Origin of the sequence: Corynebacterium sp. Marseille-P4321 (genome assembly GCF_903645305.1) — a bacterium.
Lineage (GTDB): Bacteria > Actinomycetota > Actinomycetes > Mycobacteriales > Mycobacteriaceae > Corynebacterium.
This window is the reverse complement of record NZ_CAHJXO010000002.1, coordinates 20,877-42,162: the sequence shown is the minus strand read 5'-3', so window position 1 is coordinate 42,162 and position 21,286 is coordinate 20,877. Positions and strand designations below refer to the sequence as shown.

General features: G+C 66.6%; 23 protein-coding genes, 1 tRNA gene and 1 rRNA gene. 21 read left to right on the top strand and 4 right to left on the bottom strand.

The features are described 5' to 3' along the window. Positions 1–89: 89 nt before the first annotated feature. The 18 genes from rrf (at position 90) to HWX32_RS05470 (ending at position 16,691) form a co-directional block, all read left to right on the top strand. Positions 90–207: ribosomal RNA gene (gene rrf, locus HWX32_RS05555) — 5S ribosomal RNA — on the top strand. A 450-nt stretch (positions 208–657) separates the two neighbouring features. Continuing rightward, positions 658–1,692: a hypothetical protein gene (locus HWX32_RS05550; RefSeq protein WP_175935091.1), complete on the top strand. Its 1,035-nt coding sequence runs from the start codon at positions 658–660 to the stop codon at positions 1,690–1,692. A gap of 9 nt (positions 1,693–1,701) precedes the next feature. Beyond that, complete coding sequence (locus HWX32_RS05545; RefSeq protein ID WP_175935090.1) at positions 1,702–2,685, top strand: HAD-IIA family hydrolase; 984 nt, start codon at positions 1,702–1,704, stop codon at positions 2,683–2,685. A gap of 5 nt (positions 2,686–2,690) precedes the next feature. Next, positions 2,691–2,861, top strand: coding sequence for a hypothetical protein (locus HWX32_RS05540; protein WP_175935089.1), 171 nt, complete (start codon positions 2,691–2,693; stop codon positions 2,859–2,861). A gap of 64 nt (positions 2,862–2,925) precedes the next feature. Then, positions 2,926–3,750 carry a TlyA family RNA methyltransferase gene (locus tag HWX32_RS05535; protein WP_175935088.1) on the top strand — a complete coding sequence of 275 codons (825 nt, stop codon included), beginning with the start codon at positions 2,926–2,928 and terminating at the stop codon, positions 3,748–3,750. A 3-nt stretch (positions 3,751–3,753) separates the two neighbouring features. Further along, complete coding sequence (locus tag HWX32_RS05530; RefSeq protein WP_175935087.1) at positions 3,754–4,674, top strand: NAD kinase; 921 nt, start codon at positions 3,754–3,756, stop codon at positions 4,672–4,674. Between the two features lie 63 nt (positions 4,675–4,737). Beyond that, entirely contained in the window at positions 4,738–6,468 is a 1,731-nt protein-coding gene (recN, locus tag HWX32_RS05525) for a DNA repair protein RecN (protein ID WP_175935086.1), read from the top strand. Between the two features lie 117 nt (positions 6,469–6,585). Continuing rightward, a complete protein-coding gene (gene steA / locus HWX32_RS05520; protein WP_254868303.1) occupies positions 6,586–7,785 on the top strand; it encodes a putative cytokinetic ring protein SteA in 1,200 nt (399 codons plus the stop codon). Positions 7,786–7,803: 18 nt separating this feature from the next. Then, on the top strand, positions 7,804–8,619 hold the full coding sequence (locus tag HWX32_RS05515) for a copper transporter (protein WP_175935084.1): 816 nt from the start codon (positions 7,804–7,806) through the stop codon (positions 8,617–8,619). 10 nt (positions 8,620–8,629) lie between these two features. Continuing rightward, positions 8,630–9,283 (top strand): NUDIX hydrolase, encoded by a 654-nt coding sequence (locus HWX32_RS05510; RefSeq protein ID WP_175935083.1) that lies wholly within the window; start codon positions 8,630–8,632, stop codon positions 9,281–9,283. Positions 9,284–9,288: 5 nt separating this feature from the next. Further along, positions 9,289–10,230, top strand: coding sequence for a site-specific tyrosine recombinase XerD (xerD, locus tag HWX32_RS05505; RefSeq protein ID WP_175935082.1), 942 nt, complete (start codon positions 9,289–9,291; stop codon positions 10,228–10,230). A 137-nt stretch (positions 10,231–10,367) separates the two neighbouring features. Continuing rightward, positions 10,368–11,240, top strand: a complete 873-nt coding sequence (locus tag HWX32_RS05500; RefSeq protein ID WP_075468759.1) for a ParA family protein — start codon at positions 10,368–10,370, stop codon at positions 11,238–11,240. Next, on the top strand, positions 11,237–12,055 hold the full coding sequence (locus HWX32_RS05495; protein ID WP_175935081.1) for a ScpA family protein: 819 nt from the start codon (positions 11,237–11,239) through the stop codon (positions 12,053–12,055). Before HWX32_RS05500 ends, HWX32_RS05495 begins: the two co-directional genes overlap by 4 nt. 18 nt (positions 12,056–12,073) lie before the next feature. Beyond that, a complete protein-coding gene (gene scpB / locus HWX32_RS05490; protein ID WP_075468761.1) occupies positions 12,074–12,628 on the top strand; it encodes an SMC-Scp complex subunit ScpB in 555 nt (184 codons plus the stop codon). A 53-nt stretch (positions 12,629–12,681) separates the two neighbouring features. Then, a complete protein-coding gene (locus HWX32_RS05485; protein ID WP_175935080.1) occupies positions 12,682–13,590 on the top strand; it encodes a pseudouridine synthase in 909 nt (302 codons plus the stop codon). Further along, positions 13,590–14,297, top strand: a complete 708-nt coding sequence (gene cmk / locus HWX32_RS05480) for a (d)CMP kinase (RefSeq protein WP_254868302.1) — start codon at positions 13,590–13,592, stop codon at positions 14,295–14,297. Before HWX32_RS05485 ends, cmk begins: the two co-directional genes overlap by 1 nt. After that, positions 14,294–15,955, top strand: coding sequence for a ribosome biogenesis GTPase Der (gene der, locus HWX32_RS05475; RefSeq protein ID WP_175935079.1), 1,662 nt, complete (start codon positions 14,294–14,296; stop codon positions 15,953–15,955). The genes cmk and der overlap by 4 nt, the downstream gene beginning before the upstream one ends. A gap of 37 nt (positions 15,956–15,992) precedes the next feature. After that, the gene (locus HWX32_RS05470; RefSeq protein ID WP_175935078.1) at positions 15,993–16,691 is read left to right on the top strand and encodes a PHB depolymerase family esterase; all 699 of its coding nucleotides are present in this window, start codon (positions 15,993–15,995) and stop codon (positions 16,689–16,691) included. A 19-nt stretch (positions 16,692–16,710) separates the two neighbouring features. Here HWX32_RS05470 and HWX32_RS05465 read toward each other — a convergent pair whose 3' ends face one another. Continuing rightward, complete coding sequence (locus HWX32_RS05465) at positions 16,711–17,502, bottom strand: class I SAM-dependent methyltransferase (protein WP_175935077.1); 792 nt, start codon at positions 17,500–17,502, stop codon at positions 16,711–16,713. Positions 17,503–17,545: 43 nt separating this feature from the next. On the opposite strand from HWX32_RS05465, the gene HWX32_RS05460 reads away from it, so the two are divergent. The 3 genes from HWX32_RS05460 to HWX32_RS05450 are packed head-to-tail and all read left to right on the top strand — an operon-like array spanning position 17,546 to position 20,035. Then, positions 17,546–18,475: a PHB depolymerase family esterase gene (locus HWX32_RS05460; protein ID WP_175935076.1), complete on the top strand. Its 930-nt coding sequence runs from the start codon at positions 17,546–17,548 to the stop codon at positions 18,473–18,475. A gap of 30 nt (positions 18,476–18,505) precedes the next feature. Further along, positions 18,506–19,438 (top strand): diacylglycerol kinase family protein, encoded by a 933-nt coding sequence (locus HWX32_RS05455; RefSeq protein WP_175935075.1) that lies wholly within the window; start codon positions 18,506–18,508, stop codon positions 19,436–19,438. A gap of 54 nt (positions 19,439–19,492) precedes the next feature. Next, entirely contained in the window at positions 19,493–20,035 is a 543-nt protein-coding gene (locus HWX32_RS05450) for a gamma carbonic anhydrase family protein (RefSeq protein ID WP_175935074.1), read from the top strand. 94 nt (positions 20,036–20,129) lie between these two features. Here HWX32_RS05450 and HWX32_RS05445 read toward each other — a convergent pair whose 3' ends face one another. The 3 genes from HWX32_RS05445 to HWX32_RS05435 form a co-directional block, all read right to left on the bottom strand. Next, entirely contained in the window at positions 20,130–20,345 is a 216-nt protein-coding gene (locus tag HWX32_RS05445) for a hypothetical protein (RefSeq protein WP_175935073.1), read from the bottom strand. Positions 20,346–20,733: 388 nt separating this feature from the next. Beyond that, a tRNA-Pro gene (locus HWX32_RS05440) sits at positions 20,734–20,807 on the bottom strand. A gap of 82 nt (positions 20,808–20,889) precedes the next feature. Further along, positions 20,890–21,282, bottom strand: coding sequence for a YchJ family protein (locus tag HWX32_RS05435; protein WP_175935072.1), 393 nt, complete (start codon positions 21,280–21,282; stop codon positions 20,890–20,892). Between the last annotated feature and the right edge of the window lie 4 nt (positions 21,283–21,286).

Sequence of the window (21,286 nt, the reverse complement as noted above, 5' to 3'; positions counted from 1 at the left end):
ACACAACACACCCACCCCAAACCGGGTGGCTGCACCATAAATGAACAGTTACGCCCAACGCGTGGCACACTCATTGCCCCAATAAGTGTGTCGGTGGTTGATGGCGGCGGGGAAACGCCCGGTCCCATTCCGAACCCGGAAGCTAAGCCCGCCCGCGCCGATGGTACTGCTCCCGGGAGGGAGTGGGAGAGTAGGTTACCGCCGACCCAACAACTTCAACACACAAAAACGCCCACCACACCGGTGGGCGTTTTCGCTATTTTGGACCGCTCACATTCTGAGCCTGCGGTGTCGGTACACCCTCGAGAGCGAGCAGTTATGTACCGCGTCCGAGTGCTAGGAAAATAGTTTCCGGAATTCAGCGCCTCCACTTCAGCAGCTCTCGCCGTAAACGTGCAGGTTACGGCGGTGTGGATCGGATTTCTGTTCGGCTTAGGATCAATCTAGAAATTATTTACCGAATTCGAAATCGCGAGTGTGTCAGGTTGTTCTCACAGAATCGAGGTACCTGCCCGACGTCGCTTCAGCGTCGAACTTTATCGCCGCAGCCTTTTGCGCCCTCGTGCTCTCGCGGGCGCCGTCAACGGAAGGCCCACCGGCCTCAAGTGGCGGTGAGACGTTCTCTATACTGTGCAAGATACGAAACGGAGGTTTTCCATGGCAGACGCTGAGCGAACAGACGGTGCTCATCGCGGTAGCGACCGCGAGGAAGGTTCTCGCCGCGGCGACTCACGCGGTAACAAGCGCTACGGCCGAGAAGAGCGTGGTGCCGGCCAGGGCTCCGGACGTGGTCGCCGGCCCGGCGGTCAGCGGGATGAACGCAACTGGCGCGACGCTGACAATAAGGGCGAGCGTGAAGGCTACCGGGGCCACCGCAACGACGACCGCGGTGAGCGTAAAGATAACGGCGCCCGCGGCAGCCGCACTAACCGTGGCGGCAAAGGTGATTTCCGCGCCCGCGGGGGCATCCGCCACGATCGTTCGAACCCGTACCGGGAGGGCTACCGCGAGGAGCGCATGGCGCAAAAGGAAGCCGAGCCAGATCTGCCCAAGGACATGACGATCAACGATCTCGATCCGTCCGTCCTGCAGGATCTTCGCGTACTTTCCAAAGAGAACGCCAACCGCGTAGCCAAGCACATGATTATGGCGGTTGACCTCATGGAGGACGACCCGCAGCTCGCACTCGCGCACGCTCGCGCGGCAAAGAACCGTGCCGGGCGTGTCGGCGTGGTGCGCGAGACCGCCGGTGTCGTCGCCTACAACGCTGGCGAGTGGAAAGAGGCCCTGTCGGAACTACGCGCCGCGCGGCGCATCTCCGGCGGCCCGGGGCTTCTCGCGGTGATGGCTGACGCGGAGCGGGGTATGGGCCGGCCCGAGAAGGCACTGGAGCTCGGCCGCAGCCCGGAGGCACGCGAGCTGGATGCTGCCGGCAAGGTAGAGCTCGCGATCGTGCTTGCTGGCGCGCGCCACGATCTTGGGCAGCACGAATCCGCGCTGGCTACGTTGCAGAAGATGAACCCGTCCTTGGAAGCCTCGGACGCAACCGGTGCCCGTTTGGCGTACGCCTACGCGGAGGCCCTTTTGGCACTCGACCGCAAGGACGAGGCGAAGGAATGGTTCGCACACGTCGCGGAGGTTGATGCCGAGGGCGTCACCGACGCGCGCGATCGCGTCGCAGAGCTGGGCTAGGGTAGCGCTATGGCACTCAAGGACAACCATGATGCGTTGCTGCTGGATCTCGACGGCACTGTGTGGTCCGGTGGCTCCGCCATCCCGTACGCAGTGGAGGCTATTAACGGCGCCGGCGTGCCTGCCGTGTACATCACCAACAACGCGTCCCGCGGAGCCGATGAGGTCGCGCGCATGTTGCGCGAGATCGGCCTCGACGCGGCAGCAGGCGACGTGCTTACTTCCGCGCAAGCCGCGCTTGGGATTGCCGAAGACCACCTTGAGCCCGGCGACGCGGTGCTCGTGGTCGGTGCGGATTCCTTCCGGGAGCTCGTCGGCGCCGCTGGCTACCGCCCGGTTACCAGCGCGGACGACAACCCGAAGGCGGTGTTGCACGGCCACAACCCGGAGACGGGGTGGAAGGAGCTTTCCGAGGCCGCTTTAGCGATCCAGCGCGGTGCGGTTTATCTCGCGTCGAACTTGGACACCACGCTGCCGATGGGGCGAGGCCTCATGGTGGGCAACGGCTCCATGGTCGCTGCGGTGACTTCGGCAACTGGGGTCACTCCCAGAGCAGCGGGTAAGCCAGAGCCAGCAATGTTCCTCCAGGCGGCCTCGGCGCTCGGCGCGAGCAAGCCGCTTGCGGTGGGGGACCGTTTGAATACAGACATCGCGGGCGGCGTTGCGGCAGGTGTTCCCACTTTGCACGTGCTCACGGGGGTCTCCGGTCCGCTTGCGCTCCTTGAAGCACCAAAGGAGCAGCGTCCCACCTACATCGCAGACGACATGCGCGGGCTCGATGCGGACCCGTCGCAGCTTGTTCCCGGCCCCCAAGGTGGCTTCGCCGCGCGGGTGGACGGGGACGACATCATCTTGAGCTACGGCGATCCAGGAGCCAGCAGTATTCAGGCGCTGCGCACCGTGCTTCAGGTCGCGTGGCACATGGATCGCGAGCCGGAGCTGGTGCGCCCGAACTCGGAGGCCGCTGAAGCCGCGACTGCCGGTTGGTGGTAGGCCAAATGACAGCCCCGAAGCCACACGACCCGCGCCAGCCGCAGCGCACCGCAGCCGAGATTACTGAGCAGTTCGAGGCGGTGCTCGAGGAGCCAGCGGAGACAATCGCTGACGAAGCTGACGTGCTCACGCGCGCGCACGCGGTGCTCGCTGAGGCGCTGCAGCGCAACCCCTAGCCCGCCTGAACCCGCTTCAGAAGCCACGCAACCCCACCACAGCAAACACCGTAAAGGAGCTCTCATGGCACCGAAGCGCACTCGCCTCGACGCTGAGCTCGTGCGCCGCAAAATCGCGCGTTCGCGGGAGCAGGCGCAGACGTGGATTAAGGAAGGCCGGGTGGAGGTCGCAGGTTTCATTGCGAAGAAGCCGGCGACGGTTGTGGAGCCGGAGGCCTCCATCAGGGTGAATTTGGAGGACGTGGATCAGTGGGCGTCGCGTGGCGCGCACAAGTTGTTGGGTGCGTTGGAGGAGTTTGGTGCTCACGGGCTCGTCGTCGATAAGCGACGTGCTCTTGACGCCGGTGCTTCGACTGGGGGGTTTACCGATGTGCTGCTGGCGCACGGGGCGCGCGAGGTTGTTGCGGTGGACGTCGGTTACGGCCAGTTGGTGTGGCGGCTGCAGAACGATGAGCGGGTGACGGTTCTGGATCGTACGAACATCCGTAACCTCACCCCGGAGATGATGGGCGGGCCTGCGGATTTGATGGTGGGTGACCTGTCGTTCATTTCGCTGCGGCTGGTGCTGCCCGCGCTGGTGGAGTGCATGGCCGACGGCGCGGACATGCTGCCGATGGTCAAGCCGCAGTTCGAGGTTGGCAAGGATCGTCTCGGCTCCGGCGGCGTGGTGCGCTCGAGCGAGTTGCGTGAGGAAGTCACGCTGGATGTCGCTCGTTTCGCGCAGTCGCTGGGTTTGAGCGTGCGCGGCGTTGTGGCATCGCCGCTTCCCGGGCCGAGCGGCAACGTGGAATACTTTTTGTGGTTGGTCAACGACAAGGGGGAGCAGATGCTTGACGACGATGCCCTGGCCGCCCTTGTGGCCAAAGCTGTGCAGGAAGGACCCCAATAACTGATGGCTGACGCGACGCAACGCGAGATTCTGCTCGTGCCGCACCTGTTCCGCTCGAACAATATCGATTCGGCGGCGCACGCAGCGCGGATGCTGCAGGGTGCCGGCATTACGGTGCGGTTGCTTGAGCAGGCGCAGATGAAGGCGATGGAATCGGACCCGGTGCTGCGCGAGCTGGAGTGGGTGCCGGCGGACGATAACGCGGCGCGCGGCTGCGAGCTGGTGTTGGTGCTCGGCGGCGACGGCACGTTTCTGCGCGCCGCCGGGTACGCGCGGGCGCAGGACATCCCAGTTTTGGGTATCAACTTGGGCCACGTCGGCTTCCTGGCGGAGGGGGAAGCGGAAAGCTTGGAGTCGGTGGTGCGCCACGTGATTGAGAAGTCCTACCGGGTCACGGAGCGCATGACTATCGACGCAGCGGTGACGGACGCGGACGGCAACGAGCTGGGCCGCAGCTGGGCGCTCAACGAGTGCTCCGTGGAGAACGTGGACCGCACCCGCGTGCTGGATGCCACGCTGGAGGTGGATTTCCGCCCCGTGTCCACGTTCGGCTGCGACGGCGTGCTGGTTTCTACCCCTACCGGTTCGACGGCTTACGCGTTTTCCGCGGGCGGGCCGGTGATGTGGCCTGCGTTGGACGCGATGTTGGTGGTGCCGAACAACGCGCACGCTTTGTTTGCGAAGCCGCTGGTGGTCTCGCCGCGCTCCACCGTCGCTGTGGAGTCGGAGCCGGATACTAGCGAGGCGGTGGCAGTTTTTGACGGTGTGCGTACTATCCCGATGCCGCCGGGCTCACGCGTTGAGGTGATCCGGGGATTGCGTCCGGTGCGCTGGGTGCGGCTGGACGATAGGCCGTTCACCGACCGGCTGGTGGACAAGTTTCAACTTCCGGTGTCCGGTTGGCGCGGCCCGCAGCACCAGTAACCCGCAAGCAACCCCAGCAACCCCAGCAACCCCAGCAGCACGAGAAAGGTAGGTGGCGCGAGGATGCTCGCCGAAATTTCCATTTCTAACCTTGGCGTGATCCCGCGCGCGTCCGCGGAGCTTGCGCCGGGGTTGACCGTGCTCACGGGTGAAACCGGCGCGGGTAAGACCATGGTGGTCACCGGTCTGCGGTTGCTTACGGGCGGGCGGGCCGACGCCTCTAGGGTGCGCACCGGCAGCGCGGAAGCGGTGGTGGAGGGCGCGTTCCACACTGCGGGCTTGCCCGAGGAAGCAGCGGCCGAGGTGGCGGCGCTGGCTGAGGAGGCTGGCGCTGGGGTGGATGAGAACGGGGAGTTTCCCGTGACGCGCGTGGTGAAGGCGTCGGGCCGTTCAAGCGCGCACCTGTCGGGGCGCAAGGTTCCGGCCGCAACGCTGGCGGAGTTCTCCGGCCATCTGCTTACCATCCACGGGCAGAACGACCAGCTGCGGTTGATGGCGCCGGAGCAGCAGCTTGCCGCGCTGGACCGTTTCGACCCGAAGATCGCGCCGAAACTTGCCGCCTACCGCGAGGCGTATTCCGAATGGCGGGCCGCGGCGAAGGACCTCAAGGAGCGCACCGAAAAGCGCCTTGAGCTTGCCCAGGAGGTAGACCGGCTGCAGTTCGCGCTCGACGAGATCGACGCGGTTGCGCCGGTCGCCGGAGAGGACGAGGAGCTTTCCGCCACGATCAACCGCCTCCAGGATGTGGACGCGCTGCGCGAGGCGGCCGAGACCGCGCTGGTGGCCATCGACGGTGCGGAGGCGCTCGGGTTCGGGGCTGGCGACGATGAGGCCGCGGCCTCCGACCTGGTGGGCCAGGCGCAGGCGGCGCTTTCCCAGTCGAGCGACGAGGAGCTGCAGTCTGTAGGCGGCCGCCTTGGAGAGGTGGCGAGTGCGCTGTCCGACATTTCCGCGGAGCTGGGGAGCTTCACCGCGGCCCTGCCCACGGATCCCGGCGAGCTCGACCGCCTGCTGCAGCGGCAGCAGGAGCTGAAAACGCTGACCCGGAAGTACGCGCCGGACGCTCAGGGCGTGGTGGCGTGGCGTGAGAAAGCGGCGAGGCGGTTGGCGAAGATTGATACGTCGGAAGAGGCCGTCGATAAGCTGCGTGCGCGTGTGGCGGAACTTGAGAAGCTGATGGTGTCCAAGGCGAACGCGTTGACGAATGCGCGGAAGGCGGCCGCGGGCCGGCTGGGCGAGGCCGTCACGGAGGAGCTGCACGGGTTGGCGATGCCCAAGGCGCAGCTCACCGTCGCGGTGCACGAAGCGAAGCACGGGCGCGACGGCGCGGACGCAGTGGAGATCTTGCTTGCGCCTAACGCCGCGCTCGACGCGAAGCCGTTGGCCACTAGCGCGTCCGGCGGCGAGCTCTCGCGAGTGATGTTGGCGCTGGAGGTCATTTTGTCCGAGTCCTCGTCCGGCGCCACGCTGGTCTTCGACGAGGTGGACGCCGGTGTGGGCGGGCGCGCCGCGGTGGAGATCGGCAGGCGTCTTGCGAGGTTGGCTGCGCGCAACCAGGTTATCGTCGTCACGCACCTGCCCCAGGTCGCTGCATATGCGGACACGCACCTGCACGTGGCGAAGGACGTCGGGGACGCGGCGGTGACCTCGGGTGTGGCCACGCTGGACGGCGAGGAGCGCATCGAGGAGCTCGCCCGGATGATGGCGGGCCTGGACGATTCGGATACTGGCCGGGCGCACGCGGCGGAGCTGTTCGACCGTGCGCAGCGCGAGGTGGCTGATTTGCGCGCATAGCGCACCGGCTACGACCGAGCTTCACCGGAGCTTCACCGGAGCTTCGCCGGCAGTTCACTCGCGCTTTGCCCGCGCGCCTACCCGGTTCAGGCAGGTCATCGTTGCACAATGGTGCGCATGACTGATGCATCCACCACCGCGGAATCGACCGCCGGCGTGCTGCGCGGCACGTTGCGCGACTGCACCCCGCAGGGCAAGGGTCTCGGCCGGATGGGCGAGGGCGAGATCGTGTTCGTTGACGCGCCCGACATGCAGCGCAGGCTCGCGGAGCTGCTCATTGCGCACGAGCCGGCAGCGGTGGTGAACCTCGCGCCGTTTTCCACGGGTGCCGTGCCCACCTTCGGCCCGCACCTGCTTCTTGACGCCGACGTGCCGCTGTTCGAAGCGGTCGGCACGGGCATGCGCGAGCTCATCCGCGACGGCAAGAAGGCGGCTGTGACCACGACGGGCGAGATCACCGTGGGCAAGAAGGTGGTCGGAGTCGCGCAGCCGGTCACCCGTGAGGAGGTCGACGCCACGTTCGCGAGCGCGCAACGCGGGCTGGTGGAGCACATGGAGGCCTACTTCGGCAACGCCATCGAATTCATCCACACCGAGGCGCCATTGCTTATCGACGGAGTCGGCGCGCCCGAATTGGGCGACGTGATGGCCGATAGGAAGGTTGTGGTGGTCTCCGACGCGCCGGATACCCGCGAGCGACTGGCGGGCATTGAGAACTTCATGCGCGAGTTCACCCCGGTGGTCATCGGCGTGGGGCACGCTGCAGACACCCTGGCGGATATGGGCTACCACCCGGATTTCATTGTGGGGAACCCGACGGACGTGGCGGCGGAGAACCTGCGCAGCGAGGCGCGCGTGATCCTGCCGGCGGAGCCGGACGGCTACGCACCGGGCTTGGAGCGGATCCAGGATCTGGGCGTGGGGGCGATGACGTTCCCGGCCGCGACCGAGTCATCGACTGATCTGGCGATCTTGCTTGCCGTGTTCCACGACGCGGAGATGATTGTCACCGTCGGCGAGCCGGTGGAGCTAGACCGCATCTTCGTCGACGCGACGGATGGCCAGGGAGCTGACCCAGCGGCGTTGCTCACCCGGCTTAAAGCTGGCCGCAAGCTGGTGGATTCGACCGTGATCGAGAACCTGTACGCCGTCGAGGGCGGCAACGGTGTCGCCTGGGCGTGGGCGATTTTGGGCCTGCTCGTCGCGGCGGCTGCCGTGATTTTGATCGCGGGCATCGGCGGCGACGGGGCGTTCGCCGACAACCTGGTGGATACCTGGAACTCGGTGGCGCGTACCGTGCAGGGCTGGTTCCAGTAGGAAAGGGGTAGCTAAGAGATGTCTCAGACTCCAGGAAAAGGCGGACTGATCGCAGCCGGTTTGGGCTGGGGGGTCGCGCTTGGCATCGTGCTCGGCGCGGTGTTGCTTGCGCCTGCGGTGCCGAGGGACTCGGCCGGGGCAGGGGCTGGTGCCGGTGCTGCGGATGCGCAGTCGGCGTTAGCCGAGCAGCGCTCGGAGGCGGCGAACGATTTGCTCGCGCAGGAATCGGTGTCCATCGTCCACGGCGCGCTGACCGATGTGCCGGTGACCATCATCCGCACCCCATCCGCGGCGGACGACGACGTGGAGTCGGTGCGCTGGTTGCTCAACGCAGCCGGCGCCTCGGACTCGGGGCTGGTGGAGCTGCAGGAGAAGTTCACCAGCCAGTCTTCGGCGGACGAGCTTTCCAGCATCGTTGCCAACACGTTGCCTTCCGGTGCTCAGCTTTCGGTAAACGACCGTGCACCGGGCCGCCATGCGGGCGAGTCGCTGGGGGCGGTACTGTTCGCCGACCCAGATACGGGTGCGGCGGCGGCCCAGGCGGCGGACCGGGCGCTCGTGCTGGAGACCCTGCAGCAGGCGGGCTTCATTCGCTACGCCGGCTCGGTGGTTCCGGCGGGCGCGGTAGTTGTGGTGCACGGCGCGTCCGAGACTGCCGGCGGCGGGTTCGGCGAGCAGATGCTCGGCGATTTCGCCGAGGCGTTGGGCCAGTCGGGCACCGCGGTGTTTGCCACCCAGGATGCCGATCCGGAGCAGATTGCCGGGGCGGCCACGGTGGGCATGGTGGATTTGGAGTCCGGGCGCATCGGGGCTGTGCTGGCCGCTGCGAAGTAGGGTGGGTGCCATGACGCACGAGTTCACCGTCACTGATTCGCAGTTGCTTATCGACGCTCCGATTCTCGCCGTCCGCCGCGACACCGTCACCATGCCCGGGGGCGGCAGCGCGAAGCGGGAGATCGTGGAGCACTTCGGGGCGGTGGCTGTGGTTGCCCTCGACGCTGCGGGGCGTGTGGCGCTGGTGGAACAGTACCGCCACAGTGTGGGCGCCAGGCTGTGGGAGCTGCCCGCGGGTTTGCTGGACATTCACGGCGAGGAGGCCCTCGGATGCGCGAAGCGCGAACTGGTTGAGGAAGCTGGCCTTGAGGCGGATTCCTGGGAGGTGCTGGTGGACCTGGTGACCTCGCCGGGGTTTGCCGAGGAAGCGGTACGCGTCTTCCTGGCCCGCGGCATCCGTGAGGTGGAGCAGCCCGAGGCCGAAGATGAGGAAGCTGATATGCAGCTGCGCTGGGTGGCTCTCGACGAGGCGGCGGCGATGGTGCTGCGCGGCGAGATTGTGAATTCGATTGCGGTCTCCGGCATCCTCGCCGCGCGTGAGGTGGAAGCCGGTAACTTCCAGCCGCGCGGGGTGGAGGAGCCGTTCGAGTTCCGCCCCGAATCGATGGCGAAGCGCCGCGGTGAACAGGGCGTTGTACCCGATATGAAGCGCGTGAAGGGCTAGAGGGTTTGGGCAAGCGTTTAGACGCAGAGAAGCTCGCGAAGCGCTGGCTGGACCACCTCGCGGTGGAGCGTGGTGCTTCGCCGAATACCGTGAGCAACTACGCGCGTGACCTCAATCGCTACACCAGTTGGCTGCGTGCGGCGGGCAAGACGGATTTAGCTGCGGTCACCCCACAGGACATCGAGGCGTACGTGGCGGACCTGCGCCGGGGGGTGGACGGGGCGAAGCCACTCGCGGCGTCCTCGACAGCCCGGGCACTTACGGTGGCGCGCGGTCTGCACAAGTTCGGGGTGGAGGAAGGCGTGCTGCCCGCAGATGCGGCGGCCGAGGTCTCGCCCCCGAACCCCGGGGAGAAGCTGCCGGACACGCTGAGCGTTGAAGAGGTGGCGCAGCTTCTCGACGCGTGCCCGACTGATACTCCGATCGGCCTGCGCGACAAGGCGCTGTTGGAGACGCTTTATGCCACCGGCGCTCGCGTGTCGGAGGTGTTGGCGCTGAGCGTCGACGACGTCTCCGCGGCCGTGGGAGCCGGCGGCGGGGAAGCGACCGGGGTACTCGCGGTGACGGGCAAGGGCAACAAGCAGCGCCTGGTGCCGCTGGGTAGCCACGCGCGAGACGCCATAGAGGCGTACCTGGTGCGGGCGCGGCCCGCGTTTTCCAACGGTTCCTCCCACGCGCTGCTGCTCAATACGCGCGGAGGGGCACTGTCGCGGCAAAGTGCGTGGAGCGTGATCAAGCAGGCGGCGCAGCGGGCGGGGATAGAAAAGGACATCTCGCCGCACACGCTGCGCCACTCGTTTGCCACCCACCTACTCGAGGGCGGGGCGGACGTGCGCGCGGTGCAAGAACTACTCGGTCACGCCTCGGTGACCACCACGCAGATCTACACGCACGTCACCGCCGACAGCCTCCGTGAAGTCTGGCGCAGCGCGCACCCCCGGGCGTAGCACGGCCTGAATCAAGGGGTATGGCTTGACCCCGGAGGCGTCGATAAGCAATTGCCCCTGCAGCCTGGCCAGCAATAATCACAACGATGTAAGCTAGTCAAGGATTGGGACGTGATTGTGCAAAGGGAGGTTCGGCCATGGCGGACGGCGCGCTGTTTGACGCGGACGAGCAGAAGACGTTTCTCACCGGGCGGCCGTGGCGCGAGTTCGCAGAGCCGAAGGAGCTGGACAAGCACGGCCCCGCCACGGTGATCTCCATGATCAACCAGAAGGGCGGGGTGGGAAAGACCACCACCACCATCAACCTCGGCGCGTGCCTGGCTGAGCAGGGGCGCAAGGTGCTGCTGGTGGACCTCGACCCGCAGGGCGCGCTCTCCGCAGGCCTGGGCGTGGCGTACGAGGAAGACCAGGTCACCGTCTACGACCTGCTGTTCGACAACACCGCGAGCATCCACGCGGCGATCAACCACACAAACGTTTCCGGCCTTGACCTGGTGCCAGCGAACATCGACCTCTCCGCCGCAGAGATCCAGCTGGTCAACGAGGTGGGGCGCGAGCAGACCCTCGCGCGCGCGCTACGCCCGGTGCGCGGCGAGTACGACTTCATTCTGCTGGACTGCGGGCCCTCGCTCGGCCTGCTCACCGTCAACGCGCTCGCGTGCTCGCACGGCGTGATCATCCCGATGGAGTGCGAATACTTCTCGCTGCGCGGCCTTGCCCTGCTCACCGACACGGTGGAGAAGGTGCGCGACCGCATCAACTTCGACCTGGACATCGTGGGCATCCTGGTCACCATGTTCGACAGGCGCACCACCCATGCCCGCGAGGTGATGGATCGGGTGGTGGAGGTCTTCGGCGAGCGCGTCTTCGACACCGTGATCACCCGTACCGTGCGTTTCCCGGAGACGTCGGTGGCGGGCGAGCCGATTATCACCTGGGCGCCGAGCTCGCAGGGCGCGGAGCAATACCGCAACCTGGCGCTCGAGGTGCTGGAGCGCACCAGCCAGTGACGCAGGCACACCAGCCGTACGAGCAGCCGGAGATCACCGGATTCACCCTCGTGCTGAACAACTTCGAGGGACCGTTCGATCTGCTGCTCAACCTCATCCACTCCAGAAAGCTCGACGTGACCGAGGTGGCGCTGGCTGAGGTGACGGACGAGTTCATCGAGTACACCCGCGCACTCGGCGAGACGGCGGCGCTGGACGAGGTCACGGAGTTCCTCCTCGTCGCCTCGACGCTTCTCGACTTGAAGGCAGCACGCCTGCTGCCGCGCGGCGAAATGGACTCCGAGGAAGACCTGGAGCTTCTGGAATCGCGCGACCTGCTCTTCGCGCGCCTACTGCAGTACCGCGCGTACCAGCAGGTGGCGGACCAGTTCGCCCGGTGGCAGTCGGGCGCAGCCCGGCGCTACCCGCGCGCCGTGCCTGTCGAGGCGCAGTTTGTGGACTTGCTGCCGCCGGTGGAACTCGGCCACACTCCGGCGTCGTTCGCAGCGCTTGCCGCCAGCGTGTTTCGCCCGAAGCCACCGGAGGAGGTGCGCACGGACCACCTGCACGCCGTCGCGGTTTCTGTGCCGGAGCAGGCGGGCAAGATGCTGGACACGCTGAAGGTTGCCGGGGCGGGGCGCTGGCTGACCTTCGCCGCGCTCACCCGCGACTGCACCCGCTCGATGGAGGTCGTGGGCCGCTTCCTCGCGCTGTTAGAGCTGTTCAAGGCCCGGGCCGTGGAGGCGGAGCAAGAAGAGGCGCTGGGGCGTCTCGACGTCGCGTGGACCGGGGCGGATGTGGATCCCGCGGTGGTGGCGGCGGCGAACTGGGACTAGCGCTTACACTTCTTCGCCATGGAAGCTTTGCCGATGGTCTCGCAACTACGCTCGCGCCTGGAATCCGTGCTGCTGGTGGTGGACTCCCCGGTTGCCGCGGAACAGCTGGGTGAGGTGCTCGACGCGGCACCCGGCGACGTGGCGGCAGAGCTCAAGGCGTGGGCCGAGGAACTCGACGCGCGCGGCAGCGGCATCGACCTGCGCGAGACGAACGAGGGCTGGCGTTTGTACACCCGCCCCGAAAACTCGGAGGCCGTGGAGGCGTTCCTGCTCGACGGCACACAGAAGAAGCTCTCGCGCGCCGCCATGGAAACGCTTGCCGTGGTGGCCTACCGCCAGCCCGTCACCCGCGCCCAGGTGGCTGGCGTGCGCGGGGTGAACGTGGACGGCGTGATGCGCACGCTCGCGCTGCGCGGGCTGATCGCGGAAGTGGACCCGGACGACGCCTCAGGCGCACACCGGTACGTGACCACCGAGCTGTTCTTGGAGCTCTTGGGTATCGATTCGCTGGAGCGGCTGCCGGAGCTCGCGCCGCTTTTGCCGGACATCGATTCCATCGAAGACGCCTGGTAGGCTCGGGCGCGCACAAAACCTAATACGAACTTGAAGGAAAAGGATTCATTGCTATGACTCCACCCGCTCGCCGAGACGGCACACCGGACACGCCTGAGAGGGATGAGCCGTTCTACCCCTCGTACGCGAAACCGGCGAAGAAGCAGAATGTTCACCTGAACGAGCGGCGCGAAAACGCCGAACCGAACCCGCTGGACGATAACTGGTGGGACGACGCGCCGGAGAAGAACGACGGGGTGCGTCTGCAAAAGGTGCTTGCCCAGGCCGGGGTTGGCTCCCGCCGCCACGCCGAGGCCATGATCGACCAGGGCCGCGTTGAAGTCAACGGCAAGACTGTGAACGTCCAGGGCATGCGCGTGAACCCGAACGTGGACATCATCCGTGTCGACGGCGCCCGCATCAATGTCAACGAAGAACTGGAGTACTTCGCCTTTAACAAGCCGCGCGGGGTGCACACCACGATGAGCGACGAGATGGACCGCACCTCCGTCGGCTCGTACCTGTCGGAGCGCACCGCGTCGGGCCAGCGCCTGTTCCACGTCGGCCGCCTCGACGCCGACACGGAGGGCCTGCTGCTGCTTACCAACGACGGCGAGCTGGCGAACCGCCTGACCCACCCGAGCTACGAGGTGTCCAAGACCTACCTGGCAACCGTGTTGGGTGAGGCGGACAACAAGCTCGTGCGCGAGTTGAAGCAGGGCATCGAGCTTGACGACGGCCCGGCGAAGGTCGACTTCGCACAGATCGTCGACGTGTACAACGGCCAATCCCTGATCCGCGTGGAGCTGCACGAGGGTCGCAAGCACATCGTGCGCCGCCTGCTGAAGGCCTCCGGCTTCCCGGTGCAGCGCCTGGTGCGCACGAAGGTGCACACGGTGCAGCTCGGCGAGCTCAAGCCCGGGCGCATGCGCGCGCTCAACGCCTCCGAGCTGGCCTCGCTGTTCAAGGAGGTGGGGATGTAATGGCAGATGAGATGACGCTGTCCAACCTGGAGAACGGCGGGCTGGTGCTCGCGGTGGATGGGCCGTCGGGCACCGGCAAATCGACGATGTGCCGGGCGCTGGCGAAGCGCCTGGACGCCAAATATGTGGACACCGGCGCGATGTACCGCGTGGCCACGCTCGCGGTACTGCGCGCTGGGGTGGACCCGGCGGACACCCAAGCGGTGATCGAGGCGACGGCGGATTTGCCGCTGACCGTCTCGGACGACCCGGATTCCACCGAGGTGCTCTTGGGCGGCGAGGATGTCTCCGGCGAGATCCGCGGCCCCGAGGTCACCCGCAATGTCTCTGCGGTGTCCGCGATCCCTAAGGTCCGCGTGAACCTGGTGGAGTTGCAGCGCAAGCTCGCCCGCGAGGCTGGTCGCGCCGTGGTGGAGGGCCGCGACATCGGCACCGTGGTGCTGCCGGACGCACCGGCAAAGGTGTTCATGACCGCCAGCCCTGAGGTGCGCGCGAAGCGCCGCTACGACCAAGACGTCGCGGCGGGGCGCGAGGCAGATTTTGACGCGGTGCTCGCAGACGTAAAGCGTCGCGACGAGGCGGATTCGTCCCGCGCCACTTCGCCGCTGCGCCCGGCCGACGACGCGGAGGTGGTGGACACCTCCAAGATGACCCCCGAAGAAGTGCTCGCCACGCTCACCGCCGTGGTGGAAAGGAGCGCACGATGACGAAGCGCGACAACGGCGCAGGCGAGAACCTGGAGCCGGAAACCCAGTTCATCCAGCCGGGCATCGACGCCTCCGGCTACGACGACGGCGAGTTCTACGAAGTGGACGCCAACGACGCGGAGTACTACGAGGACTTCGATGAGGACGACTTCGACGGCGCCGGTTTCGATGAGTCCGAGTTCGGCCCCGCAGTCGAATACGTGGTGGGGCTCGACGACCTCAACGACCCTGACAGTGAAGTTGACCCGGACACCGGCGACGCCGACGACATGACCGAGGAAGAGTGGGCCGCGCTCGAAGAGGAGTACGGCATCCAGCGCCCGGACGTGACCACCGAGCTTCTGCCCACGGTGGCTATCGTGGGGCGCCCGAATGTGGGCAAGTCCACGCTGGTCAACCGCTTCATCGGCCGCCGCGAGGCAGTGGTGGAGGACCACCCCGGTGTCACCCGCGACCGCGTGTCCTACCTGGCGGACTGGGGCGGCAAGCGCTTCTGGGTCCAGGACACCGGCGGTTGGGATCCGGACGCGCGGGGCGTGCACGCCGCGATCGCGCACCAGTCGGAGGCCGCCATGGGCACCGCAGACGTGATTGTGATGGTGGTCGACGGCAAGACGGGCGTGACCGAGTCCGATGCCGCAATGGCGCGCAACCTGCAGCGGTCCGAGGTACCGGTGATCTTGGTGGCCAACAAGTTCGAGTCTGAGAGCCAGTGGGGCGACGTGGCCGAGTACTACTCGCTCGGCCTGGGCGACCCGTGGCCGGTCTCGGCGCTGCACGGCCGTGGCGGTGCGGATGTGCTCGACGAGATCCTGCGGTTGTTCCCGGAGGAGCCCCGCGCAAAGGAGTCGGTGACCTCAGGTCCGCGTCACGTGGCCATTGTGGGCCGGCCGAACGTGGGCAAGTCCAGCCTGCTAAACAAGCTGACTAAGTCGAACCGTTCCGTGGTGGACAACGCCGCGGGCACCACTGTGGACCCGGTGGACGAGCTGGTGCAGCTGGACGAGGACTTGTGGACCTTCGTGGACACCGCGGGCCTGCGCCGCAAGGTGAAAAATGCCCAGGGCCACGAGTACTACGCGTCCCTGCGCACCCGCGGCACTATCGAAGCCGCCGAGGTGTGCGTGGTGCTTATCGACGCTTCCCAGGAGATCACCGAACAGGACCAACGCGTCATCTCGATGGTGCTGGAAGCCGGCAAGGCCATGGTGATCTGCTTTAACAAGTGGGACCTGATGGATGAGGATCGGCGCTACGAGTTCGACCGGGAATTCGACCAGATGATGGGGCACCTGCCCTGGGTGACCAAGCTGAACATCTCCGCCGAGACCGGCCGCGGCCTGCACCGCCTGGAGCCCGCGATGAAGCAGGCGCTGGAGAGCTGGGATTCGCGCGTGTCCACCGGTCAGCTGAACAACTGGCTGCGCGACGCGATTGCCGCGAACCCGCCGCCGATGAAGAACAACCGTCTGCCGAAACTGCTGTTCGCCACCATGGCCACCACGCGCCCGCCGACAATGGTGCTGTTTACCACCGGCTTTTTGGACGCGGGCTACCGCCGCTACCTGGAGCGGAAGTTCCGCGAGCAGTTCGGCTTCCACGGCACTCCGATTCGCATCGCGGTGCGCGTGCGCGAGCGCCGCACCCGGGGGCGCTAGTGCGGCGTCGTCGGTAGTCGTCGGTAGCCTGGGGCGCATGTTTGCGCGCAGTATCGACGTCGACGGGCACACCCGCAGCTACCACCTCAGCGTCCCGGCAGATGCCGCCGGCCCGCTGCCGGTGGTGGTGGCGCTGCACGGTAAGGGGGACACGGGCGGCGACTTTCTGGAGGCGACGGGCCTCAGCGCGCTGCGCGCGCTCGTCGCTGCACCCACCGGGGTGGGGTTGGCGTGGAGCCCCGCGCCGTACGCGCACACGACGCTCGCGCAGGATACGGCGCTCATCCACGCCATCGTCGATCAGCTGGAGGCCGAGTACAACGTTGATCCGGCCCGCATCTACCTCGTGGGATTCTCCAACGGCGGTGGCCTGGCTGCGCTGCTCGCCGCCCGTGCCGCGCGATTCGCAGGCGCTGCGACCGTCTCGGCCGCGGTACGCATCACGCCCGATGAGATTGGCCGCGGCGCACACCCGGTGGATTACTTGAATATCCACGGCACGTACGACGACGTGGTGCCGTACGCGGGTGAGCAGCGCTCGCCGTACAGCGGGGCGGCAGACGACACGACGTACGGCGCGGAAGCGGTCACCGCGGCGGTTGCCACCCGCGCGGGTGGCCAGGGCCGCGCGCTGCACCACCGCGCTGAGGGGATGGGCCACGAGTGGCCGCGGGGCACGCGCCTCGACGCGGTGGAGGAGATCGCTAACTTCTTCGGCCTCCAACGCGCCGAGTGACTCTCAGCGCAGGCGCCGCCTACCCGCGCCGGTAGACGAACGCGTCGGTGCGGTACGGCAGCGGGATGATCTGCCCGGGCTCGAACCCGAGGCGCTCGTAGAGGTACCAGGAAAGGTTCGCCCGCATCTTCTCGCGCACCGCAGGATTCGCCTTGAGCCAGTAGGAGCGCGTGGCCATGAGCTCGAAGCAGTGCTCCACCTCGATCATGTCCACCCACTCTTCGCGCAGTTCGCCCGCAAGTTCCCACGGGGCGTCGACTTGTGGGTAGAAGCCCTCGCGTTGCACGTCTCCGGAGTGCATGATGCGGCTGAGTCGCAGCACCCAGGGGTGGTGCACGGCGAGGGTGTTCCAGCACAGCAGCAGTACGCCGCCGTCACGCACCACCCGGTTGGCCTCCGCGCTGGCGGCGTGGGCGTCTACCCAGTGCCAGGTTTGGGCGTAGGTGAGGGTGTCCACAGATTGGTCGGCGAGTGCTGTGGCTTCGGCGGTGGCGCGCCACACGGGTACGCCGGGCAGGTTCGCGCGCAAGGTGCGGGCCATGTCGGGGGAGGGGTCGCAGGCGTAGATGGAGGTGGCTACGGAGGCGTCGATAAGCAATTGCGTCAACTTGCCCGTGCCTGCCCCGATGTCGCACGTCACTCCGGCATTGGGCACAAGCTTAACGACGCCTGCCGGGTATCCCGGCCGCGCCGCATCGTAGCGGCGCGCATCGCGGGCGAACGCCCCGGCGCCAAGCGTGCGGTGGGTGGCGTCTCGGAAACTGGGTCCGGGTTTGCGGCTGGGACCTGGTTGCGTTTCGCTTGCGTGCATAATCCGCTAATCTACCTGTCGTGTTTGTCCGGAAAGCTCGCGCGTGAGGTCGAAGAAACTCCGCGCCATTTTGCTCGCCGCCGTGTGCTGGCAGTCTGCTTCGTGCACCGCGGTAGACGAGCTTCCGGAACCGGCGTTCAGTACCGTCGCCGAGGCTCCGCGCGACGAGGTGCGCGAGGTAGAGCCATGGGCGAAACCCGGGATAGAGCGCCGCACGATTAAGGCCGCAGGGCTGGACCGCAAGTATGTGCTCTCCCTGCCCGCCGGCGCGCGCCAGCGTGACCGCTTGCCGGTGATCTTCGCGTTCCACGGCTACCGCGAGGACCCGGAGACAACGCGCCGCGCCTCCCGGCTGGATCGCGCCGACGCGCTGGTGGCGTACATGTCCGGTGTGGGCAACGCTTGGGCGCCCGCGCCGTACGCGAAGACGAGCGGGGAGCAGGATCTCGCCTTCGTGGACGAGGTGTTGGACGAGTTGAGCCGGGAGTTCTCCGTGGATAGGGCGCGGGTGTTCGCCACCGGCATGTCCAACGGCGGCGGGTTCGCGGCCTACCTGGGGTGCCAGCGCCCGCAGGACTTCACCGGCGTGGCCACGGTGTCCGCGGCGTTCTACGAGCATGTCTCGGAAGGCTGCTCTCAGATTCCCATGAAGCTCATCGACTTCCACGGCACCGACGACAGCATTATTTCTTACCAGGGCGGCGAGCGCCACGAATCGGTGTACGAATCCACTCAGGAGATGCTGGAGGAAACGGCCCGACGCAACCACTGCGCGGGGCGCGAAGAAGACATTGAGGTCACCGCGGAGATCACCAGGATCGCCTGGGACGATTGCGACGCCGCCACAGTGCACTACCGCATCGAGGGCGGGCTGCACACGTGGCCGGGCGGGGTCGGCGACAAATCGGGCACCGCACCGGCCGGTTTCGCCACACGTGCCCAGCTGAAGTTCTTCGGCGTCGGCTACAACTAGCCCGCGTATATCTGCTGTACGGTGGGCCGGGTGAATGCCTCCCGCGACATTGCCGTTGTGTACAACCCGGTGAAAATCGGGCGCGAACAGCTGTCGCGCCACCTCGAGCGCTACCTCGGCCCCGAAGACACGCTGCGGTGGGCCGAGACGAACGTGGAGGACCCGGGTTTCGCCCAGGCGGACAAGGCTGTGGAGGACGGGGCTGACCTGGTGATCGCGGCAGGCGGCGACGGCACGGTGCGCATGGTGGCGCTGGCCGTCTCCGGCTCTGAGACCGCGATGGGGATCGTGCCCGGAGGCACCGGCAACCTGCTCGCACGAAACCTGGGCATTCCGCTCTCGACGGGCGCCGCGGTGCGCCGCATCTTCGAGGGCGACAAGCGGCTCATCGACCTGTGCCGTGCAGAGCTGACGTTCCCCGACGGGGAGACCGCCCACTCCGGCTTCGCCGTCATGGCGGGCGTGGGTGTGGACGCGGGCATGATCCACTACACCGACGAGCAGTGGAAAGCCCGTATAGGCGCCGCAGCATACGTGCCAGCAGTTTTCCGCGCCCTCGGCGGCGGCAACCGCATCGACGTGGGAATGACCGTTGACGGCGGACCCGCAGACGACGCGTCGATCCACACCTGCATCGTGGGCAACTGCGGCGACATCATCGCGGGCATGCCGCTGTTGCCGGATGCGGAGGTAGACGATGGACTCCTAGACGCCGTGGTGATGCGCCCACAGCATGTGGCAAGTTGGGGCGCAATCGGCGCGAAGCTAGTGGCCGACTCCGCGCGCCGCACCGTGAACTTGGAGCCCGCCCGCGCCCCACACGCGTTGGACTACCTGCAGGGGCGCCGCTTGGAGCTGGAGTTTTCCACCCCGGAGCCGCTCGAGCTGGACGGCGATTCCGCAGGAAAAGTCACCCGCGCCGCCTTCGAGGTCATCCCGGGCACGCTTCGCGTGGTGTGTTAAGCCGCGCCCACGATTGGCAGACAACTGGCTGCGCAACCCGGTTTAATGGTGCGCATGATCTACAGCTTTGAAGGTAAGACACCGAAAATCCACCCCTCGGCGTTCCTCGCGCCAGGCTGCGTAATCATCGGCGACGTGGAGATCGCCGAGGACGTAAACATTTGGCCCGGCGTGGTGCTGCGCGGCGACGTCGGCGGCATCCGCATCGGGGCGCGCGCAAACATCCAGGACGGCACCATCGTGCACGTGGAAACCGGCCACGACACGGTGCTGGAGGAAGACGTCACCGTGGGCCACCAGGCCATGGTGCACGGCTGCCACATCGAGGCCGGTTGCCTGATTGGGATGAGCTCTACGGTGCTCTCCCGCGCCCGCGTGGGCCGCGGCAGCATCGTCGGCGGTGGGGCAGTGGTGCTGCAGGACCAACAGATCCCGCCGTTCTCCCTTGCCGCGGGTGTGCCGGCGAAGGTGAAGCGCGAGCTGGAGCCCGAGACCTACGAAGCGCGGTTGAAGCACGCGGCGTACTACGTTGAGCTGGGCAAGCGCGCCGCGGAGAGCTACACGCTTGTGGATCGCTCGGAGTGTGAAGGGAGCTAATGCTTATCGACGAGCTCCCGCACAAAACCCCGACCTCCTCAAAGGAGATCGGGGTTGATGTGTGCGCCGGTGAGCGCGCTACGCGGCGGGGTGCTTATGCGTTAGCGTTCTCCGCAGCGTCCGAAGCATCGCCGGCCGGTACGCTCTGCTCCTGCTCGCGGGCATCGCTACGGTTCTGGATCTCGCTGGACAGAGGCTGAGTGATTGCTTCGCCGATGGAAGCGTCACCGCACAGCTCCGGAACGAACAGCAGCGGGATCACACCAAGGCCAACCAGGCCTGCGGTGATAGCGCCACGGTTCTGGTCCACGAAGCGCGCCAGCTCCGGGTTGAATACGCCGAGCTGCTTCTGCGCGTCACGGATCGCGTTATCGATGACCGGGTTCTTCGAGCCACCAATCAGCTGGGACTGCAGCGCAGCTGCCGGGATGAGCGCCAGCAGCGAGCCACCAATGGTGCCGACGCACTTGCCGACGCCGGTGTTGAGCCTGGTCTCGACCTCCTTGAGACGAAGAATGAGCAGATCGAACTCGGTATTGAGCTTCTTGATCTGCGCGTCCTGAGCTTCTTTTTGAGCGCATTGAAATCACTACCCGCTGTCAACCCGGAAATAAGTGCAGGTAAATGTGAATAAAATACCCCCAGATGTACTAAACCCAAGGTTGGCATGAAATCCCCCGACCGCAACTAAAACTTTGTCGGACTGACAGGATTTGAACCTGCGACCCCCACACCCCCAGTGTGGTGCGCTACCAAACTGCGCCACAGCCCGTTCAGTTACAAATTGCATATATGCAATGTTTGTAACTCGGTCGATGTTACAACACGGCACCGGCCAGCTGGAAACCGGCAGGTCACCCCACGGTGCCGTCGTGGTACACCCACCGCCCGTCCTCGCGGGTGAAGCGGGAGCGCTCGCGTTGCACGCCGCCGGGGTAGTAGGCCGCGAACTCTACTACGCCCTCAGCGTCGAACGGGCCGCCGGCCTGGGTGTCCAGGATCACCAGCCGGTGGAAGGGCTCGCCGGCGGGGTCCACGTGCATCTCCGCCGGGCGTGTTTCTGCCGCCCACGTCCGCTCAAGGTACGCAGCGTCGCCCACCACAAACGCGGTGTAGCGCGAGCGCATCAACGCCTCCGCAGTGGGGGCGGAAGCGTCGCCCGTGATGTAGCGCCCGCAGCAGGCCTCGTAGGGCAGGCCGAGTCCGCAGGGGCACAACCCGCGAACGTCGGGCCACAGCCCACTCATGCCA

Bases quoted from the DNA above. Each gene is read 5' to 3' on its own strand.
- HWX32_RS05515 (WP_175935084.1), top strand. From the start codon at position 7,804: ATGTCTCAGACTCCAGGAAAAGGCGGACTGATCGCAGCCGGTTTGGGC.
- HWX32_RS05500 (WP_075468759.1), top strand. From the start codon at position 10,368: ATGGCGGACGGCGCGCTGTTTGACGCGGACGAGCAGAAGACGTTTCTC.
- HWX32_RS05470 (WP_175935078.1), top strand. From the start codon at position 15,993: ATGTTTGCGCGCAGTATCGACGTCGACGGGCACACCCGCAGCTACCAC.
- steA (WP_254868303.1), top strand. From the start codon at position 6,586: ATGACTGATGCATCCACCACCGCGGAATCGACCGCCGGCGTGCTGCGC.
- HWX32_RS05510 (WP_175935083.1), top strand. From the start codon at position 8,630: ATGACGCACGAGTTCACCGTCACTGATTCGCAGTTGCTTATCGACGCT.
- HWX32_RS05535 (WP_175935088.1), top strand. From the start codon at position 2,926: ATGGCACCGAAGCGCACTCGCCTCGACGCTGAGCTCGTGCGCCGCAAA.
- HWX32_RS05530 (WP_175935087.1), top strand. From the start codon at position 3,754: ATGGCTGACGCGACGCAACGCGAGATTCTGCTCGTGCCGCACCTGTTC.
- cmk (WP_254868302.1), top strand. From the start codon at position 13,590: ATGGCAGATGAGATGACGCTGTCCAACCTGGAGAACGGCGGGCTGGTG.
- scpB (WP_075468761.1), top strand. From the start codon at position 12,074: ATGGAAGCTTTGCCGATGGTCTCGCAACTACGCTCGCGCCTGGAATCC.
- recN (WP_175935086.1), top strand. From the start codon at position 4,738: ATGCTCGCCGAAATTTCCATTTCTAACCTTGGCGTGATCCCGCGCGCG.
- HWX32_RS05465 (WP_175935077.1), bottom strand. From the start codon at position 17,502: ATGCACGCAAGCGAAACGCAACCAGGTCCCAGCCGCAAACCCGGACCC.
- HWX32_RS05435 (WP_175935072.1), bottom strand. From the start codon at position 21,282: ATGAGTGGGCTGTGGCCCGACGTTCGCGGGTTGTGCCCCTGCGGACTC.
- HWX32_RS05545 (WP_175935090.1), top strand. From the start codon at position 1,702: ATGGCACTCAAGGACAACCATGATGCGTTGCTGCTGGATCTCGACGGC.
- HWX32_RS05540 (WP_175935089.1), top strand. From the start codon at position 2,691: ATGACAGCCCCGAAGCCACACGACCCGCGCCAGCCGCAGCGCACCGCA.
- HWX32_RS05450 (WP_175935074.1), top strand. From the start codon at position 19,493: ATGATCTACAGCTTTGAAGGTAAGACACCGAAAATCCACCCCTCGGCG.
- HWX32_RS05550 (WP_175935091.1), top strand. From the start codon at position 658: ATGGCAGACGCTGAGCGAACAGACGGTGCTCATCGCGGTAGCGACCGC.
- HWX32_RS05485 (WP_175935080.1), top strand. From the start codon at position 12,682: ATGACTCCACCCGCTCGCCGAGACGGCACACCGGACACGCCTGAGAGG.
- der (WP_175935079.1), top strand. From the start codon at position 14,294: ATGACGAAGCGCGACAACGGCGCAGGCGAGAACCTGGAGCCGGAAACC.